At 43.8% G+C, this 17,178-nt stretch carries 16 protein-coding genes; 6 read left to right on the top strand and 10 right to left on the bottom strand.

What is annotated here, in order from left to right; all coding sequences use genetic code 11:
• The first annotated feature begins 161 nt into the window (after positions 1 to 161).
• The 5 genes from E0D70_RS03185 (at position 162) to E0D70_RS03205 (ending at position 5,834) form a co-directional block, all read left to right on the top strand.
• A complete protein-coding gene (locus E0D70_RS03185) occupies positions 162 to 1,763 on the top strand; it encodes an ABC transporter substrate-binding protein (RefSeq protein ID WP_133010825.1) in 1,602 nt (533 codons plus the stop codon).
• A gap of 107 nt (positions 1,764 to 1,870) precedes the next feature.
• On the top strand, positions 1,871 to 2,881 hold the full coding sequence (locus E0D70_RS03190; RefSeq protein ID WP_133010826.1) for an ABC transporter permease subunit: 1,011 nt from the start codon (positions 1,871 to 1,873) through the stop codon (positions 2,879 to 2,881).
• A gap of 11 nt (positions 2,882 to 2,892) precedes the next feature.
• Positions 2,893 to 3,837, top strand: a complete 945-nt coding sequence (gene dppC / locus E0D70_RS03195; protein WP_133010827.1) for a dipeptide ABC transporter permease DppC — start codon at positions 2,893 to 2,895, stop codon at positions 3,835 to 3,837.
• A gap of 9 nt (positions 3,838 to 3,846) precedes the next feature.
• The gene (dppD, locus tag E0D70_RS03200; protein WP_133010828.1) at positions 3,847 to 4,815 is read left to right on the top strand and encodes a dipeptide ABC transporter ATP-binding protein; all 969 of its coding nucleotides are present in this window, start codon (positions 3,847 to 3,849) and stop codon (positions 4,813 to 4,815) included.
• Positions 4,812 to 5,834: a peptide ABC transporter ATP-binding protein gene (locus tag E0D70_RS03205; RefSeq protein WP_133010829.1), complete on the top strand. Its 1,023-nt coding sequence runs from the start codon at positions 4,812 to 4,814 to the stop codon at positions 5,832 to 5,834. Before dppD ends, E0D70_RS03205 begins: the two co-directional genes overlap by 4 nt.
• A gap of 81 nt (positions 5,835 to 5,915) precedes the next feature.
• On the opposite strand, the gene E0D70_RS03210 is transcribed toward E0D70_RS03205, so the two are convergent.
• The 4 genes from E0D70_RS03210 to E0D70_RS03225 all read right to left on the bottom strand — a co-directional run bounded on the left by E0D70_RS03210 (position 5,916) and on the right by E0D70_RS03225 (position 10,067).
• The gene (locus tag E0D70_RS03210) at positions 5,916 to 6,386 is read right to left on the bottom strand and encodes a YehS family protein (protein WP_133010830.1); all 471 of its coding nucleotides are present in this window, start codon (positions 6,384 to 6,386) and stop codon (positions 5,916 to 5,918) included.
• Positions 6,387 to 6,607: 221 nt separating this feature from the next.
• Positions 6,608 to 7,789 (bottom strand): nucleotide sugar dehydrogenase, encoded by a 1,182-nt coding sequence (locus tag E0D70_RS03215; protein WP_276312839.1) that lies wholly within the window; start codon positions 7,787 to 7,789, stop codon positions 6,608 to 6,610.
• Between the two features lie 26 nt (positions 7,790 to 7,815).
• Positions 7,816 to 8,832, bottom strand: coding sequence for an NAD-dependent epimerase (locus tag E0D70_RS03220; RefSeq protein WP_276312840.1), 1,017 nt, complete (start codon positions 8,830 to 8,832; stop codon positions 7,816 to 7,818).
• A gap of 185 nt (positions 8,833 to 9,017) precedes the next feature.
• Positions 9,018 to 10,067: a peptidase M42 gene (locus E0D70_RS03225; RefSeq protein ID WP_133010831.1), complete on the bottom strand. Its 1,050-nt coding sequence runs from the start codon at positions 10,065 to 10,067 to the stop codon at positions 9,018 to 9,020.
• Between the two features lie 240 nt (positions 10,068 to 10,307).
• Here E0D70_RS03225 and E0D70_RS03230 point away from each other — a divergent pair, with 240 nt between their 5' ends.
• Positions 10,308 to 10,850 carry a hypothetical protein gene (locus E0D70_RS03230; RefSeq protein ID WP_133010832.1) on the top strand — a complete coding sequence of 181 codons (543 nt, stop codon included), beginning with the start codon at positions 10,308 to 10,310 and terminating at the stop codon, positions 10,848 to 10,850.
• Between the two features lie 127 nt (positions 10,851 to 10,977).
• Here E0D70_RS03230 and E0D70_RS03235 read toward each other — a convergent pair whose 3' ends face one another.
• The 6 genes from E0D70_RS03235 to E0D70_RS03260 all read right to left on the bottom strand — a co-directional run bounded on the left by E0D70_RS03235 (position 10,978) and on the right by E0D70_RS03260 (position 17,082).
• A complete protein-coding gene (locus tag E0D70_RS03235; protein ID WP_133010833.1) occupies positions 10,978 to 12,705 on the bottom strand; it encodes an extracellular solute-binding protein in 1,728 nt (575 codons plus the stop codon).
• Between the two features lie 68 nt (positions 12,706 to 12,773).
• Positions 12,774 to 13,046 (bottom strand): DUF2160 domain-containing protein, encoded by a 273-nt coding sequence (locus tag E0D70_RS03240; RefSeq protein WP_133010834.1) that lies wholly within the window; start codon positions 13,044 to 13,046, stop codon positions 12,774 to 12,776.
• 11 nt (positions 13,047 to 13,057) lie between these two features.
• On the bottom strand, positions 13,058 to 13,834 hold the full coding sequence (locus E0D70_RS03245; RefSeq protein WP_133010951.1) for a carbohydrate ABC transporter permease: 777 nt from the start codon (positions 13,832 to 13,834) through the stop codon (positions 13,058 to 13,060).
• Between the two features lie 144 nt (positions 13,835 to 13,978).
• On the bottom strand, positions 13,979 to 14,848 hold the full coding sequence (locus E0D70_RS03250; RefSeq protein WP_133010835.1) for a carbohydrate ABC transporter permease: 870 nt from the start codon (positions 14,846 to 14,848) through the stop codon (positions 13,979 to 13,981).
• Entirely contained in the window at positions 14,838 to 15,992 is a 1,155-nt protein-coding gene (locus E0D70_RS03255; protein WP_133010836.1) for an ABC transporter ATP-binding protein, read from the bottom strand. Before E0D70_RS03255 ends, E0D70_RS03250 begins: the two co-directional genes overlap by 11 nt.
• A 4-nt stretch (positions 15,993 to 15,996) precedes the next feature.
• The gene (locus E0D70_RS03260) at positions 15,997 to 17,082 is read right to left on the bottom strand and encodes an ABC transporter ATP-binding protein (protein ID WP_133010837.1); all 1,086 of its coding nucleotides are present in this window, start codon (positions 17,080 to 17,082) and stop codon (positions 15,997 to 15,999) included.
• Positions 17,083 to 17,178 lie beyond the last annotated feature (96 nt).

The raw sequence follows: 17,178 nt of genomic DNA on the forward strand, positions 1-17,178 counted from the left end.
GATGAGACAGAACACCCCGTTTGGACTAAGGTCTAAACGGGGTGGTTTTATGTCAATTTCAGTGTCGCCTTATCCACTCAACGATCACAAAGAAACGATTACCTTGATTCAACTTCCCACGTGTTAAACACGATCATAATTATGCCAAATGGAGAATGAAAATGAAAAAAGGGTTAGCAGCATTACCGCTAGCAATTATTGCTACAGGCGCATTGATGGCGACGTCGGCACAAGCCGTGTCTACTCTTGTTTATTGTTCTGAAGGTAGCCCAGAAGGTTTTAACCCTGAATTGTATTATTCAGGCACTACTTTTGATGCCTCTTCAAAACAAATGTTTAACCGTCTAATGGAATTCAAATTAGGTACGACGGAAGTTGAACCTGGTTTAGCAAAAAGTGTAGACGTCTCTGATGATGGCTTGGTATATACCTTCCATTTACGTAAAGGCGTAAAGTTCCAAACCTCTAAAGATTTCACACCGACACGTGACTTTGATGCCGACGATGTATTGTTCACATTTAACCGTCAGCGTCTTGAAAGTAATCCATACCATAAAGTAGGTGGTGGTTCGTACGGTTATTTCGATGACATGGGCATGGATAAACTGATCAAAAACATTGTTAAAGTCGATGACTACACAGTGAAATTTGTTCTTAATCATCCAGAAGCGCCTTTCATCGCTAACTTAGCGATGGACTTTGCGTCGATCTTCTCTAAACAGCAAGCTGATCAATACATGAAAGCGGGCACACCGGAGAAACTTGACCAAGATCCAGTCGGTACTGGTCCATTCCAAAAAGTACAGTATCAAAAAGACTCCGTGATTCGTTATGTTGCCTTTAAAGATTACTGGCGCGGCAAAGCAAAAGTAGATCGTTTAGTCTTCTCTATCACTCCAGATGCTTCTGTTCGCTATGCGAAACTGAAAGCCGGTGAATGTGATGTGATGCCGTATCCGAATCCTGCTGATCTTAAGCAAATGAAAGCAGATCCAAACATTAATTTATTGGATCAAGAAGGTTTGAACGTTGGTTATCTTGCTTTTAACGTCAAGAAAAAGCCATTTGGTGATGTGAAAGTTCGTCAAGCGCTAAGCTATGCTACAGATAAACAGGCGATTATTGATTCTGTTTTCCAAGGCGCAGGTAAAGTCGCTAAGAACCCAATTCCACCAACTATGTGGTCTTACAATACTTCCATCAAGGATTACCAATACGATCCAGCTAAAGCGAAAAAGCTATTAGCAGAGGCCGGCTATCCTGATGGTTTTACCACCACTATTTGGGCAATGCCAGTACAACGCCCTTATAATCCAAATGCTCGTCGTATGGCAGAAATCATCCAAGAAGATTGGGCAAAAGTTGGTGTGAAAGCGAGCATCGTAACGTACGAATGGGGTGAATACCTTAAACGTGCTAAAGCGGGCGAAGCAGATTCACTGCTAATTGGTTGGACCGGTGATAATGGTGACCCAGATAACTTCCTATACACACTATTAAGCTGTGATGCTGTTGGTGGTGGTAATTATTCTGAGTGGTGTAATAAAGACTTTGATGATCTATTGATCAAAGCGAAACGCACCTCTGATATCGATAAACGCATCAAGTACTACAAAGAAGCACAGGTTATTTTCCACGAGCAAGCGCCATTCATGCCGATTGCGAACTCAGTGGTTTATGTTCCTGTTCGTAAAAACGTAAAAGGTTTCAAAATTGATCCACTTGGTGGTTTCTACTTTTACAATGTAAGTAAAGAAGACTAAGTCCCCAGTCGGACGATACGCAGTGTTTGTTTGCCAGGACGCAGGCAAACACTGAGCTGACCGAGCGCAAGCTCGGTCACATCTTACTTCTAGAGAGCCAGTCCTTTATGTTTCAATTTATTTTTCGCCGTTTAAGTCTGGTTATCCCGACTTTTATTGGTATTACTCTGCTAACTTTCACTTTGATCCACATGATTCCTGGAGACCCTATAGAGGTCATGGCAGGCGAACATGGTGTTTCTGCTGAGCGTCATGCTGAATTAGCGGCTCAACTTGGTTTAGACCAACCTCTGTATGTCCAATATTTCGATTATGTTAACGGTATTTTGCACGGTGACTTGGGTAATTCTTTAGTGACTCACGAGCCAGTCATGAAAGAGTTTTTGACCTTGTTTCCTGCCACCGTTGAACTGTCTATTTGTGCTGCTATTTTTGCTATTTTAATCGGCTTGCCAGCGGGTATTTTTGCCGCAGTTAAGCGCGGAACCATATTTGATCATTCGGTGATGACTTTTTCACTCACTGGATACTCTATGCCCATATTTTGGTGGGCCCTTCTTCTCATGCTGGTGTTTTCTGTCACCCTAGGTTGGACGCCTGTGTCTGGGCGTATCGATGTGGTGTATTGGATTGATAACACGACAGGCTTTATGTTGATTGACTCTTGGCTATCTGGTGAGAAAGGGGCTTTCTCTTCGGCCGTGTCTCATCTTATTTTGCCAAGCATTGTGCTAGGTACTATCCCTATGGCGGTTATCGCTCGTATGACACGTTCTTCAATGCTTGAAGTGTTAAACGAGGACTACATTCGTACCGCCCGTGCGAAAGGCATCGCGCCTTGGCGAGTAATCGTGATTCACGCGCTGCGTAATGCTTTGATCCCTGTTATCACCGTGATTGGTTTGCAAGTTGGTACGCTTTTGTCGGGTGCTATCTTGACCGAAACGGTATTTGCTTGGCCTGGTATTGGTAAATGGCTGATCGAGTCTATTAGCCGTCGTGACTATCCTGTTGTACAAGGCGGGATTCTGATCGTAGCGACCATTATTATTATCGTAAACCTATTAGTGGATATCGCCTACGGCGTTGTTAATCCACGTATTCGACACAGCCGATAAGGAGGCGTTTTATGACCGTTCAATCTAATGCGCCACTCAATGCGCCGAATAATAACGAAACTGACAGTCATGAGATTGTTAATACAGCACCAGCACCGAGAACGCCATTACGTGAGTTCTGGCACTATTTCAGCAGTAATAAAGGCGCTGTGGCTGGGTTGGTTTTTATTGTATTGATTTTTCTAATGGCAATTTTCGCCAATGTAGTGGCGCCTCATTCGCCATCAGATCAAATGCGAGATGCTTTATTACTTCCGCCAGCTTGGTTGGAAGGAGGTAAATGGACTTACTTTTTAGGCACAGATGATGTGGGTCGTGATATTTTCTCCCGCTTAATTTATGGTGCTCGATTGTCCCTTTCTGTTGGTGCATTCGCGGTGACCATTTCTTTGATATTGGGGATTTTATTTGGTTTGGTAGCAGGCTACTGCAAAGGCGTTGTAGACGTGATTATCATGCGAATTGTAGACATCATGTTGGCGATGCCAAGCTTGTTGTTGGCGATTGCGGTTGTTGCGATTCTTGGGCCAAGTATTTTTAATGCAGCCTTGGCAATATCTCTCGTTTCTTTACCGAATTATGTGCGCCTTACTCGCGCTGCCACCATGAGTGAAATGTCACGTGATTACGTTACTTCGTCTCGTGTATTAGGTGCCAGCCCGCTGCGTTTGATGTTTATTTGTATTCTACCGAACTGTTTAGCGCCACTGATCGTACAAGCGACGATGGGCTTTTCTAGTGCGATTCTAGACATGGCAGCATTGGGCTTCTTGGGGTTAGGTGCTCAGCCACCCACTCCTGAGTGGGGTTCTATGTTGGCTGATGCTCTGCAATTCGTACAGCGCGCGTGGTGGGTGGTGACTTTTCCTGGTCTGATGATCTTGATCACTGTCTTAGCGTTTAACCTGATGGGCGATGGCTTACGCGATGCGCTTGATCCTAAGCTGAAACAGTAGGAGGTTGTGATGTCATTGTTACAGCTTGAAAATTTAAGCGTTACCTTCGGTAATTTTCGCGCCGTAGATAATATTAGTTACAAGGTTGAGGAAGGGGAAGTCCTTGGCATCGTTGGAGAATCTGGCTCAGGTAAGAGTGTGAGTTCTCTTGCTATTATGGGTTTGATTGATTTTCCAGGAAACGTGACGGCTGATAAGCTGACGTTTGAAGGGCAAGACCTGCAAACGATGCCAGAAAAACAGCGTCGTAAACTAACGGGTTCTGATATTGCCATGATCTTCCAAGATCCGATGACAAGCTTGAACCCTTGTTTTACCGTCGGTTATCAGATCATTGAAGCGTTAAAAACCCATCAGGGTGGCAGTAAGAAAGAACTAAAAACTCGTGCGATTGAGTTACTAACTCAAGTTGGTATCCCAGCACCAGAATCTCGCTTAGACAACTATCCGCATCAACTTTCTGGTGGCATGAGTCAGCGTGTGATGATTGCTATGGCCATTGCGTGTAATCCACGGTTATTGGTAGCGGATGAACCAACCACAGCGTTAGATGTGACGATACAAGCTCAGATTATTGATCTGTTGATTGAATTACAGCGCGAAAAGCAAATGGGCCTAGTGCTGATTACTCATGATTTGGCCTTAGTCGCTGAAGTGGCGCATCGTGTCATCGTGATGTACGCAGGACAAATTGTTGAGTCTGGCCCTGCCTCAGAGGTGTTCCGTTCGCCTAAACATCCTTACACCCAAGCGTTGTTAGCTTCTTTGCCCGAATCGGCAGCTGGTAAAGCGCGTTTGGAAGCCTTGCCTGGTGTGGTGCCAGGACAATACGATCGACCTCAAGGTTGTTTGTTGAGCCCGCGTTGCCCTTATGCGACAGACCATTGTCGTCAGGTTGAGCCGGATAACCAAGGTCCAATCGAGCGTCAAGTGAAGTGTCATACGCCATTGAACAGTGAGGGGAGACCAGCCGCATGAGTACGTCAAAACCAATCGACAGCGAGTTAATCCTGAAAGCGACGAAGCTTAAGCAGCATTATCATGTTAAACAAGGCATGTTTAAGGCTGAAGCCGTGGTGAAAGCGGTAGATGGTGTTAGCTTTAATTTAGAAAAAGGGAAAACATTGGCAGTAGTTGGTGAATCAGGTTGTGGTAAGTCCACACTGGGTCGCATGCTGACCATGATAGAAACGCCGACGGAAGGTGAGTTAAGTTATTTAGGCCAAGATCTATTAAGCTTGAGTAAAAGTGCTCAGAAAAAACTGCGTCAGAAAATCCAAATCATTTTTCAAAACCCTTATGGTTCTTTGAATCCGCGCAAGAAAATCGGCTCGATTCTGGAAGAGCCTTTGGTAATCAATACGTCGTTGTCTAAAGCTGAGCGTAAAGCCAAAGCCATTGTTATGATGGAAAAAGTCGGCTTGAAAGCAGAGCATTATGATCGTTACCCACACATGTTTTCTGGTGGCCAGCGTCAGCGTATTGCGATTGCTCGTGGCCTAATGTTGGACCCCAATGTTATTGTGGCTGATGAGCCGGTTTCTGCGTTGGATGTATCGGTTCAAGCACAAGTCTTGAATCTGATGATGGATTTGCAAGAAGAATTCGGTTTGAGCTATGTGTTCATTTCACATGACTTATCTGTTGTGGAGCACATTGCCGATGATGTAATGGTCATGTATCTCGGTAAAGTGGTTGAGCAGGGCTCTTGTGAGCAGCTGTTTAACAATCCGAAGCATCCTTATACTTTGGCGCTTCTTTCTAGTACGCCGCAGTTGTCCCCCGAAAAACGTCGTAAACGCATTAAGTTAGAAGGTGAATTGCCTTCACCATTAAATCCGCCCTCTGGTTGCGCATTCCATGGACGTTGTTCCTATGCGAATGATCGTTGCCGTAGTGAAACACCACTTTTGAGAACGGAAGACGACAGCCATCTAATTGCTTGTCATGCAGTGGAAGAGAATCGTATCGAAGCCTTTGCAGAAGGTGTTGCGTAAACATCGTCTGTAAAGCGAACGAGCGAGACATTCTTATTAAAAAACGCCCTGATGGGCGTTTTTTTATCTAAAAATAACAGATTAAATGTCTGTTTTAGGGCGAAACTTTAGCTGCAATCCCATGATGAAGTTACGCAAAATCTGGTCTTTACACTCACGATAATGTTTGTTATCTGGTTTGCGGAAGAAGGCACTTAGCTCGTGCTTACTCATGTTGAACTCAGCCAATTGCATGATTTCAAGAATATCTTCTGCTTTGAAGTTGAGCGCAATGCGTAGCTTCATAAAGATAAGATTATTGTTTAGGCGTTTTTCTGGAGCAGGTTGCTCACCTTCGCGTTTGCCACGACGCACATTGATAAAGCCATTCAGAAAAGCAGCCATATCTATATCAACCATAGAAGTGTAGCCCTCTTCCTCTTCTTTTTTCATCCATGCGATGATTTGATCACGGCTCACAGTGTGATCAGCTTCAGCAAAGATGTCTTTTACATAAGAATCTTTCAAATCAAAGGTATAGCGAAGACGGCGTAAAATATCGTTATTGGTCAAGGTAGAGTCCTAGTGTTAGGTGTCCAGTACAGTCAGGGTGAATCACTGGCGATTCAAAGCAGATTTTAACAGAGTTTAGCGACTTTACTTATCAAATATGAACGCTATTTATGAAAAGACGATTTTTTCGTTAATAGAAGAAATAGGAAGGCTTAAATTAATAAAAAACCTAACAAGCCGAGCCTGTTAGGTTTCTGTGTTTATTGATGTGCTAGATAAACTTAATCTTTACCGAATAAATCGCGGGTATAGACCTTGTCGTTTACATCGGTTAGTTCATCGGTCATACGGTTACTCATGATGACATCCGCAGCGGCTTTAAACTCAGTAAGGTCACGGTAAACGGTAGAGTGGAAGAAGGTCTCTTCTTCTAGTTCTGGTTCGAAAATGATGACTTCTATACCTTTGGCTTTTAAGCGTTTCATCACACCTTGAATCGCAGAAGCACGGAAGTTGTCTGAGCCAGTTTTCATCACTAAACGATACACGCCAACAACTTTAGGGTTGCGCTTGATGATGGCATCGGCAATAAAGTCTTTACGTGTTGTGTTTGAGTCTACAATGGCGCGAATCAGGTTATTCGGTACGTTGTCGTAATTGGCTAACAGTTGCTTTGTGTCTTTCGGTAGGCAATAGCCGCCGTAACCAAATGATGGATTGTTGTAGTGTGAACCAATGCGTGGATCTAGCCCTACTCCCTCAATGACTTGCTTAGAACTTAAATCAAAGGCTTCGCAGTAAGAATCTAGCTCGTTAAAGTACGCAACGCGCATCGCCAAATAAGTATTAGAGAAAAGCTTTACGGCTTCGGCTTCAGTAGAATTAGTGAACAAGGTTGGTACATCTTGTTTGATGGCACCTTCTTGTAATAAACCAGCAAACACTCGCGCGCGCTCAGAGTCTTCACCGACAATAATACGCGAAGGGTGAAGGTTGTCATAAAGAGCCTTACCTTCACGCAAAAACTCTGGAGAGAACAAGATGTTATCTGTTTTAAATTTGGCTCTCACTTCGGCAGTATAGCCAACAGGAATAGTGGATTTGATCACCATAACCGCGTTTGGGTTGACGGCCAACACATCCGAAATCACGCTTTCTACTGAGCTAGTATTAAAGTAGTTTGTTTCAGGGTCATAGTCAGTTGGCGTTGAAATAACGACAAAGTCAGCGTTTGTGTAGGCCAGTATTTTATCTTCGGTGGCAACGAAATCTAGCTCTTTAGTGGTTAAGAAGTTTTCAATTTCCGTGTCGCTAATAGGAGATTGTCCTTTGTTTAGCATTGCCACTCGGCTGGCGATAATGTCTACGGCAGTCACTTTGTGATGTTGAGCGAGTAGCATAGAAATTGATAAGCCTACATAACCTGTCCCTGCGACGGCAATGTTGTATTTTTTAGTCGTCAAAATATCTTCCTAAATCGTCTGTATGTTTAATGAGTCGAAGGGTAGAAGTTACGATACCAATCGACAAAACGTTGCATTCCATCTTCTACGCTGGTTTCTGGTTTGAAACCGGTACTTTCTATCAGCTCGTCAATGTCTGCAAAGGTTAAAGGTACATCACCTGCTTGCATCGGCAAGTGGTTTTCTTTGGCCTTTTTTCCACAGGCGCTTTCAATCGCGTCAATAAAGCGTCGCAGCTCAATGGGTTGATTATTGCCAATGTTAAAAATTTTATAAGGTGCCGTCGTGGCGGTAATATCACTTTCCATCGGTGTTGGCACAGTATCGATCACGCGCACAATGCCTTCCACAATATCATCAATGTAGGTGAAATCACGTTTCATCTGTCCGTGATTATACACGTCAATGACATTATCTTCGAAGATGGCTTTGACAAATTTATAAGCCGCCATATCTGGGCGTCCCCAAGGACCGTAGACAGTAAAAAAACGTAGGCCAGTGGTTGGAATGTTATAAAGATGGCTGTAAGAATGTGCCATTAGTTCGTTGGATTTTTTAGTGGCGGCATAAAGACTGATGGGGTAGTCGACTCGGTCTTCTGTGCTGAAAGGCTGTTTTTTATTCATGCCATAAACAGAGCTAGAAGACGCATACACAAGGTGTTTGACCTTGGTTTGACGACAGCCTTCAAGAATATTAGCAAAGCCAACTAAGTTGGAGTCAATATACGCCTGAGGGTTTTCGATTGAGTAACGCACGCCAGCTTGAGCGGCCAAATTGACTACGGCATCAAATTTTTCATTTTCGAATAGCGTGGACATGGCTTCACGATCTGCTAAATCCATTTTAATAAAGCGAAAATGATCTTGAGCGTGATGAGACTCACCAAAATGGGCTAAGTCATCTAGGCGAGCCAGCTTTAATGCAGGGTCGTAATAATCGTTGAGATTATCAATACCGACAATGTCGTCACCTCGAAGTAAAAGTGGCTTGATTAAACCATGTCCAATAAAGCCCGCTGCACCAGTTACTAATATTTTCACATTATCTCTCATCATTTAAAGATCAGTTTATCTTCATATTATAAAGATAGTTTTAGCGATAAAAGGTGAATAGATGATACAAAAAATAGGATATCTGCATTTCCTAAAATAATTTCTTAACAAAACACAGAGCAGGCACGACAACACAAGCTTGTGTTGTCGCCAAGACGGATAAATATGGCAGGCTAGGTATTAGACACTATCTTGAGAATCTTGATAAAGGCTTCAACGGATTCATTAGACGCAGATTCATGCATGGTATGATATCCCGTGGTTGGAATTTGAATCGTAGTACCATCTACTAAGCCATTCGAGGCCGCAATAATACGCCCTAATTCAGTACTGCCAATCGATGAGGCTGGTAAACCATTGGCTTCACGTTTGTTATTCTCCGCTTCCGCGTAACGGTTTTTGTATAAATAACTCATACCGTGTTGCGTACAGAGGTTCTCAATTAGTTGAGTTGTTTCTTTATTAAAAGTGGCATTGGCGTCTTTTTCACGCAGCACTAGACGTTGCTTATTTGCCGCTTCAGTGCTGGGAAAAGGACTGGTATCAACAACGAATAAGCGATTGGTTGAACCGCCAAAACGACGAAACCATTCCAATAAATAACGCCAACTTTTACCTGCTTCTTCTTGTGCGGTAAAAAATGCTGTGCCTTTAAAGCCAAGGCTAAATAAATGGACTAAAGCGGCCGCTGAAATAACGTTATCCAGTTGCCCAGCAAGGCGATCTTCTTGAACGTCTAGCTTGTCCTTAAACGCAATGGGCGTACCAGCAACAACGTCTTCTAACCCATCGATTTCAAAAATTAAGTTATTGCGAAATTCGCATATGTAAGCGTGCTTGATGACGCCTTTGCCCCGATAAATGCCTGACCAAGGATCATAGGCGTAGACATCTTCATGGTTAAAACGCTCAGTGATTTTACTCATTAATTCTTCAGAGACAGAATTATTAAGTAAATCGGTACGATTAGCCGAAACAAAGGCCGCGTATTGAAATTCATTTGGTCCAGTACAAACCAAACCATGACGATCGATGTGTGCTGAAAACATCGCACTCATAGGGTCGCTGCCTTGAGCAACTAATAAGCCTTCGTACCAAGTTACCTTAGCGCCACGCTCTTCTAATTCACGCTGCAACACTCGAAAAAAGGAGTGTTCTGCACCGACAACACTGGGTTGCCGTACCAATAATTTGAGTAAATCAATGAAATCATCACTTAGCATTAACGGGCTTCTCTATAAGCGGATGTAATCCGTCTGATCATAAAGTTTTTTTGAAAAATTAACATCGAAAATGTGACATTGAAACCTTCTTTATAGGGGCTTCAAAGAGACAAAATAAAGAAGGCTTTTAAAAAAGGAAATAAATGCATAACATACTAAATGTTTACACTATTCGAATCGGTGTTATCGTTTTATAAAATCGATAATATAACCACTGACTGTCATAATTAGGATTATAAAATGCGAATAAGGAATGTTATTTTGTGTGTTTTTGTTGCCTTGGTAGGCTGCGCCGGGCAGGTTGATAAAGCACCAGACGCCAACACTATCCACGCGTTTTATATTAAAAAACTCACGGTGAATTTGACCGAATCCATCGAAGCTATTCCAGGTAGTAAACAGTTTTCCTCTCAAGATAAGCTAAGTAAAGATTTTGCTTATGCCATTCATAAACACCTCATGGAAGAAGGCATTTATGCTTCGAAACCAGGGCCTCATGTCGGTGATTTGGTGATTACTATTGACTACTTGCGTCGGTATAAAAATGGTGGCCGTGCGTTAAGCCGACCTTTGATTTCTCATAAAGTGATTGTTTACCAAGGTAATCAAGAAGTGACTCAGCTAGTGCAAAAAAACTACACCCCACTTTATGGTTATTTTAAAGCCGTCTATGTAAACATTGAGCGCGCCATTCACCAATGGAATGAAAAAGACGAGCATGTAGACGCCGATAATATTAGTGAATCCTTAGTGGATGATTTAGAAAAAAAGTTTGATCTTTAGGGCGTGGAATTAATTTACACAGTGGCTTATTAATGTAAAAAAAAGCGCGACGCTTAAATGCAGAATCGCGCTTTTTCAATGAGAGTAGGGCAGCAACAAACACAGTGTTTATGACTGCTCTAGATGTCTATTTTTTCTTCCAAGATTTGAGCAGTTCATCATAAGCCACGGTAACACCCTGAGGTTTCTCGTTAGCCAATTTTGGTTTTGGTGCACCAGGTTGTGCTAACCAATAGGCTTCGTCACGAGGTTTGTTCAACTTAGGTCCACAGATAGGCTGTACTTTGGCTCGTTCTAGTCGTGCCATCACCTTATCCTGTGCTGCGGCTAAACCGTTCAAAGCCACTTGAGGTGTAGCTTCACCACTTGCTGCTTGTGAAACATATTGCCACCAAAGTTGGGCCAGTTTTGGATAATCTGGAACGTTAGTACCGGTTGGACTCCATTCAGTACGAGCAGGACTACGATAAAATTCCACTAGACCACCTAAGTAGGGAGCAGCATCTGTCATTGCCTGGGAGTTAATATCTGACTCACGAATTGGCGTTAGGCCAACCAACGTTTTCTTCAATGAAACCGTTTTAGACGTAGTGAACTGAGCGTATAACCAAGCCGCTAGACGGCGTTTTTCAGGGGTAGACTTCATAAAGGTCCAAGAACCTACGTCTTGATAGCCTTTTTTCATGCCTTGCTCCCAGTATGGTCCAACAGGAGACGGTGCCATGCGCCATTTTGGCGTACCATCTTCATTGACAACAGGTAGGCCTTTTTTAGTCATATCTGCGGTAAAAGCGGTATACCAGAAGATTTGTTGTGCCACATTACCTTGAGCAGGAACTGGGCCTGACTCAGAGAAGGTCATACCTTGCGCTTCTGGTGGTGCATAACTACGTAACCAATCAACATATTTCTGGGTAGCATAAACCGCGGCAGGGCCGTTCGTTGCGCCACCACGAGAAACACTTGAGCCAACAGGGTGGCAGCTTTCTACACGGATACCCCATTCGTCCACAGGTAATCCATTTGGTAAGCCTTTATCACCTGCGCCCGCCATAGAGAACCAAGCATCAGTGAAACGCCAGCCAAGTGATGGATCTTTTTTACCGTAATCCATATGACCATATACACGTTTGCCATCGATATTCTTTACTTTATCCGTGAAGAATTCAGCGATATCTTCATATGCGGACCAGTTAACGGGGACACCTAAGTCGTAACCATAAATGGATTTGAATTTTGCTTTTAGATCAGGGCGCGCAAACCAATCGGCACGGAACCAATATAGATTGGCGAACTGTTGGTCAGGAAGTTGATAAAGTTTTCCATCCGGCCCAGTAGTGAAAGACAGGCCAATGAAATCGTCTAGATCTAAGGTTGGTGAGGTGTACGCTTTACCATCACCTTTCATCATGTCAGAAATAGGCACGACTTTACCGTAGCGGAAATGGGTGCCAATCAAATCAGAGTCATTGATATAAGCATCGTAAATGTTACGACCAGACTGCATTTGCGTTTGCAGTTTTTCAATGACATCCCCTTCCTGAATTAAATCATGGTGAAGATTGATCCCTGTGATTTCAGTAAAGGCTTTGGCCAATACTTGGGACTCGTATTCGTGAGTGGTGAGCGTTTCCGACGCCACATTTATGTCCATGCCTCGGAAGCTTTTTGCGGCTTCTGTGAACCAGTGCATTTCGTCGATCTGTTGCTGTTTGGTGAGTGTTGAGACAGTAAATTCATTGTCTACCCATTTTTCTGCTGCGTCTGAGTATTGATCAGCCAACAGCGAGGCAGAATGAATCATAACCGCGAAGGGTAAGGCTGCCAGTGCAATTTTTTTCTTATTGTAGTGCATGATGTACCTCAACATAGTTTGATTTTCTAGCGGCGTCCGTGCCGTATAGTCCTGGTCGTACGAGCGGATTAGCCCCAACGCATTAGGATAATCATCCAAATGACGCAAAGGGCTGTTGCTACCGCAATGTTCACATCCGTTAACGCGATGAATGCTAGGTGAATAAAGGCACTGCTAAGCAGGCCAATGAATAAACGATCGCCTCGCGTGGTATCGAGTGGTAAAAAACCTCGACGCTCCACACAGGGAGAAGCAATTTGCCATGCGGTCATACCTATCAAGATGACCCCAATGCCAATAAAAAAGAGCGCGGTTGGTAGTGTCCAAGACATCCAAGCCATAATAATTCTCCTTACACTCGACCAAGGGCAAAGCCCTTAGCTACATGGTTGCGAACAAAGTAAATGACCAACATACCGGGGATAATGGTTAGTACACCGGCGGCTGCGAGCAGCCCCCAATCCATCCCTGAGGCGGAGACAGTTCGAGTCATTATGGCTGCAATTGGCTTCGCTTCAACTGAGGTCAAAGTGCGTGCTAGTAGTAATTCGACCCAAGAAAACATAAAGCAGAAAAACGCCGTTACGCCGATGCCAGAACGAATTAAAGGAATAAAAATACGCACGAAAAATTTAGGGAATGTATAGCCATCAATATAGGCTGTTTCATCGATTTCTCGAGGTACGCCGCTCATGAAGCCTTCAAGAATCCACACAGCTAAAGGCACGTTAAACAGGCAGTGTGCTAAGGCCACAGCTATGTGTGTATCGAACAAACCAACCGAAGAATACAGTTGAAAGAACGGCAGTAAGAATACCGCGGGTGGTGCCATTCGGTTTGATAGTAGCCAGAAAAACATGTGCTTATCGCCGACAAACCGATAACGGCTAAAGGCGTATGCCGCTGGTAAGGCAACCAATAAACTGATCACCATGTTCATTCCTACATAAGTAATGGAATTCACATAACCCATGTACCAAGTAGGATCACCAAAAATCTTGGCGTAGTTGTCGAGAGTGAAATGCTCAGGAAAGAGTGTTAAACCGCTAAGAATTTCTGTATTGGTTTTGAAGGACATATTCACTAGCCAATATATAGGCAGCAAAAGCAGTACTAAATACAGTGTCATACCGAATCGACGACGTAGAGTGCCATTCTTCGCTTTGTGTTCTGCACGGCTATAAACCGGGGCTTGTGGCGTAGTAGCTGTACCATATAGTCTAGCTGTTGGTTGTTTTGCGGCTTGTGTAGATGATTGCGTCATGATCCGCTCCTATTTGTCTTTTTGATTATTCATGATGGTGGTGTAGAACACCCAACACACCAATAAAATAATAAGGAAATACACCAGAGAGAAGGCCGCAGCTGGACCAAGATCAAATTGTCCAATGGCTTGTTGTACCAGCGCTTGGCTTAAGAAAGTGGTTGAACTACCAGGGCCGCCACCAGTAAGGACAAAGGGTTCGGTATAAATCATGAACGAGTCCATAAAGCGCAGCAGCACGCCAATAATTAATACACTGGTTAATTTCGGTAGTTGGATATAGCGGAATACCGCCCAGCGTGATGCTCGATCTATTCGCGCCGCTTGGTAATACATTTCGGGAATAGCGCGTAAGCCGGAATAGCAAAGTAGTGCTACAAGAGGTGTCCAATGCCAAACGTCCATCAAAACAACTGTAGACCAGGCGTCAATAGGATTGGAGGCATAGTTGTAGTCGACACCAATAAAACTCATGAAGGCACCAAATAAGCCAATATCTTCTCTGCCGAAAATTTGCCATATAGTGCCCACAACATTCCAAGGAATTAATAAAGGAAGCGCTACCAAAATTAAACATAAAGACGCACTACGGCCTTTTGTTGGCATCATCAGTGCTACGCCAATACCGAGAGGTATCTCGATTAACAGGATAGTGAAAGAGAAGATAAATTGACGGATAAGCGCATCGTGCAAGCGACTATCTAGCATGACTTGTTTGAACCATTCCACACCAACAAAGTAGCTGGTATTCTGGTCAAAAATGTCTTGTACTGAGTAGTTCACTACCGTCATCAGCGGAATAATGGCCGAGAAGGCAACGATGATAAAAACCGGTAAGACGAGAAACCACGCCTTGTTGTTTTCGACTTTAGTTTGCATGTTCTACCTCCTTATGAGCCGAGGTAGATGCTGTCGTACTGGGCTCCACCAAGTACTCGTTCACATACACCTTGGTCCATTGCTCCGGAAAGCTCACGAAGATTTGCCCAGAAGGCACTTTTTGATCTTCACTAAGGCGAGCTTTCATGGTTTGACCGTTAAAAATAAAAGAGAGAATCTTGTAAGTTCCTAAGTCTTCTACATAGTCCACTTCGACTTGGTAAGCATCGTCGTTCTTACCATCCCAAACATGAACAAATTCAGGTCGAATACCTAGGGTGACTTTTTCACAGCCCATCTTTTTAATTTGTTCCAACATAGTTTCTTGAATGGATATTTCATGTTCACCAAAAATAATGTTGGCGTTATCTTGAGCGTCAATTTGAACTACAGCTTCAAAAAAATTCATCCCTGGACTGCCAATGAAATAGCCAACGAATGTGTGCGCAGGGTTCTCAAATAACTCACGAGGAGAGCCGAATTGTACGATTTGTCCGTTGTACATTACGGCAATTTTGTCGGCGAAGGTCGAGGCTTCCAGTTGGTCATGGGTGACGTAAACCATGGTGATGTTAAATTGTTCGTGGATTTGCTTGAGCTTACGACGTAGTTTCCATTTCAATTGTGGGTCGATCACGGTTAAAGGTTCATCGAATAAAATCGCCGACACGTCATCACGTACCAAACCGCGGCCCATAGAGACCTTTTGTTTTTGATCGGCGGATAAGCCTTTAGCTTTGCGTTTAAGCTGATCCGACAATTCGAGAATTTCAGCAATTTCATGAACTTTCGAGGTGACTTTGTGTGCGGGTACACCAATGTTACGTAAAGGAAAAGCTAGATTGTCGAACACCGTCATAGTGTCGTACACCACAGGGAACTGGAAAACTTGAGCAATATTTCGCTCTTCTGGTTTTAACTCATTGACGCGTTTTCCGTCGAATAAGACTTCGCCATCTGACGGCTTCAGCAAACCAGAAATAATATTAAGAAGTGTGGATTTACCACAGCCAGAAGGGCCAAGCAGAGCAAAGGCACCGCCTTGCTCCCAGACGTGAGACATCTCTCGAATAGCATAGTCTTCAGCTTTGCTTGGGTTCTCGCTGTAACTATGAGCGAGTGCATTGAGTGTGATTTCAGCCATGATCTTAATCCCTCATTCGCGCTGGTGAATGCACCATCTTGCCTTGGCTATCGAAGGCATAGAGTTTGTGCGTGGGGAAGTACACCTTGATGTCTTGATCGACTTGATACTCATGTACGCCAGACAAATGGAGCACGAGATCAAAGTGTGGATTGTGAACGTGTAAGAAGGTTTCGGAGCCACTGATTTCGGCCAAATCGACTTTAACCGGCAGCTCTAGATCGTCGTCTGAATGGGGAACTAAGCCAATGTGCGAGGCACGCACACCAAACTGATATTGACCTGGGGTCAGCTGTCGCAAATCGCTGTTGAGCTGAAAATGCACCGTTTCATCAAAGGTGACTTCGTTTTCACTGACCCGCCCCGGAACAACATTGATTGGCGGCTCAGAGAACATTTCTGCCGTAATGATGTCTTTTGGCTGATGGTAAACTTCAGCCGTAGGCCCCATTTGCAGTAATTTCCCTTCGTGCATAACCGCGGTGTTGCCGCCAAGGGCTAATGCTTCATTGGGTTCTGTGGTGGCGTAGACTGCGATGCAGTTACGGGCTTTGAATAACGCTCGTAGTTCTTGGCGTAGTTCTTCGCGTAGTTTGTAATCTAGGTTAACAAGAGGTTCATCAAATAAAATAATTTGCGAGTCTTTGACGAGTGCACGCGCCATGGCAGTACGTTGTTGTTGACCGCCTGAGAGCTGCAATGGCAAACGATCTAAAAAGGGGTCAATGCGCAGCATTTCTGCGGTTTCACGAACGCGTTTATCAATTTCGTTTTTGGCTATTTTGGCAAGGCGCAGTGGTGACGCGATATTTTCGTAAACAGAGAGGTTTGGGTAATTGATGAATTGCTGATAAACCATAGAAATATTACGCTCACGAACCGCCATACCGGTCACGTCTACGCCATTCATCAGTATTTTTCCTGTGTTGGGTCTATCTAGACCCGCCATCAATCGCATTAGCGTTGTCTTTCCTGAAAGTGTTCGGCCAAGCAGGACGTTGAAGGAGCCAGGTTCGAGTGTCAGATTGACGTTATCGATCCAAGTTTCACCGTCAACAACGCGAGACACGTTTTGCAGCGTCAAAGACATTGTGAGTACCCTTTTTTGTTATTGTTGTTGTCGTGCATTTTTCTTTTGTGATGAGATAGCTTGCTGAAATAAGTTGACGATTAAGGTGTCCACTCA

The organism is Marinomonas flavescens (assembly GCF_004352835.1).
Taxonomy (GTDB): Bacteria; Pseudomonadota; Gammaproteobacteria; order Pseudomonadales; family Marinomonadaceae; genus Marinomonas; species Marinomonas flavescens.